The 1219-nt window shown below is 53.1% G+C and carries 12 tRNA genes and 1 rRNA gene; all 13 read left to right on the top strand.

Features of this window, described 5'->3' with window-relative positions:
• The first annotated feature begins 46 nt into the window (after positions 1-46).
• Positions 47-130: transfer RNA gene (locus EK386_RS19920), tRNA-Tyr, on the top strand.
• 8 nt (positions 131-138) lie between these two features.
• Positions 139-212 (top strand) — tRNA-Trp (locus tag EK386_RS19915).
• Between the two features lie 21 nt (positions 213-233).
• A tRNA-His gene (locus EK386_RS19910) sits at positions 234-309 on the top strand.
• Positions 310-329: 20 nt separating this feature from the next.
• Positions 330-404, top strand: a tRNA-Gln gene (locus tag EK386_RS19905).
• A 4-nt stretch (positions 405-408) separates the two neighbouring features.
• Positions 409-485, top strand: a tRNA-Arg gene (locus tag EK386_RS19900).
• 27 nt (positions 486-512) lie between these two features.
• Positions 513-588 (top strand) — tRNA-Ala (locus EK386_RS19895).
• 25 nt (positions 589-613) lie between these two features.
• A tRNA-Met gene (locus EK386_RS19890) sits at positions 614-688 on the top strand.
• Positions 689-690: 2 nt separating this feature from the next.
• A tRNA-Asp gene (locus EK386_RS19885) sits at positions 691-766 on the top strand.
• A gap of 5 nt (positions 767-771) precedes the next feature.
• Positions 772-847: transfer RNA gene (locus tag EK386_RS19880), tRNA-Phe, on the top strand.
• 9 nt (positions 848-856) lie between these two features.
• Positions 857-931: transfer RNA gene (locus EK386_RS19875), tRNA-Asn, on the top strand.
• A 3-nt stretch (positions 932-934) separates the two neighbouring features.
• A tRNA-Ser gene (locus EK386_RS19870) sits at positions 935-1025 on the top strand.
• Positions 1026-1042: 17 nt separating this feature from the next.
• Positions 1043-1114 (top strand) — tRNA-Glu (locus tag EK386_RS19865).
• A gap of 16 nt (positions 1115-1130) precedes the next feature.
• Positions 1131-1219 (top strand): 5S ribosomal RNA (rrf, locus tag EK386_RS19860); the annotation flags it as partial.

Genomic DNA, 1219 nt, shown 5'->3' with positions numbered 1-1219 from the left:
ATCAGTAGGTCGAGGGTTCGACTCCTTTCGCCGGCACCATACCCTTGGAGGGGTAGCGAAGTGGCTAAACGCGGCGGACTGTAAATCCGCTCCTTTGGGTTCGGCGGTTCGAATCCGTCCCCCTCCACCATTTTTAATAGGGGCATAGTTCAACGGTAGAATAGAGGTCTCCAAAACCTTTGGTGTGGGTTCGATTCCTACTGCCCCTGCCAATGGTGTTAGTTAACAATATGGCGATTGTGGCGAAGTGGTTAACGCACCGGATTGTGGTTCCGGCATTCGTGGGTTCGATTCCCATCAGTCGCCCCATAATATCAAAATAAGAATATTGGGGTATAGCCAAGCGGTAAGGCAACGGATTTTGATTCCGTCATGCCCAGGTTCGAATCCTGGTACCCCAGCCAACATGCGCCCGTAGCTCAATTGGATAGAGCGTCTGACTACGGATCAGAAGGTTGTGGGTTCGACTCCTGCCGGGCGCGCCAATAATGTTAAAAAAGTAATTATAATATGGGGCCTTAGCTCAGCTGGGAGAGCGCCTGCCTTGCACGCAGGAGGTCAGCGGTTCGATCCCGCTAGGCTCCACCAAATAATTCTAATCTAATACTATTATCGCGGGGTGGAGCAGTGGTAGCTCGTCGGGCTCATAACCCGAAGGTCGCAGGTTCAAATCCTGTCCCCGCAACCAAAGGTCCCGTGGTGTAGCGGTTAACATGCCTGCCTGTCACGCAGGAGATCGCCGGTTCGATCCCGGTCGGGACCGCCATTTATGGGTCGGTAGCTCAGTTGGTAGAGCATTTGACTGAAGCTCAAAGTGTCGGCGGTTCGATTCCGTCCCGACCCACCATTTAATTTTTCCGAAGTAGCTCAGTGGTAGAGCAACCGGCTGTTAACCGGTTGGTCGTAGGTTCGAGTCCTACCTTCGGAGCCATTTGGGGAAGTACTCAAGAGGCTGAAGAGGCGCCCCTGCTAAGGGTGTAGGTCGGGTAACCGGCGCGAGGGTTCAAATCCCTCCTTCTCCGCCAGGAATACATAATAGTCTGGCCCGTTGGTCAAGTGGTTAAGACACCGCCCTTTCACGGCGGTAACACGGGTTCGAATCCCGTACGGGTCATTAAAAATTAAAATAGTCTAGTGATGATGGCAAAGAGGTCACACCCGTTCCCATACCGAACACGGAAGTTAAGCTCTTTAGCGCCGATGGTAGTTGGGGGCTTCC

The sequence above is a fragment of the Lysinibacillus antri genome (genome assembly GCF_003977595.1).
GTDB classification, from domain to species: domain Bacteria; phylum Bacillota; class Bacilli; order Bacillales_A; family Planococcaceae; genus Ureibacillus; species Ureibacillus antri.
The sequence above is the reverse complement of the archived record's forward strand: the minus strand, read 5'-3'. Positions and strand labels throughout refer to the sequence as shown.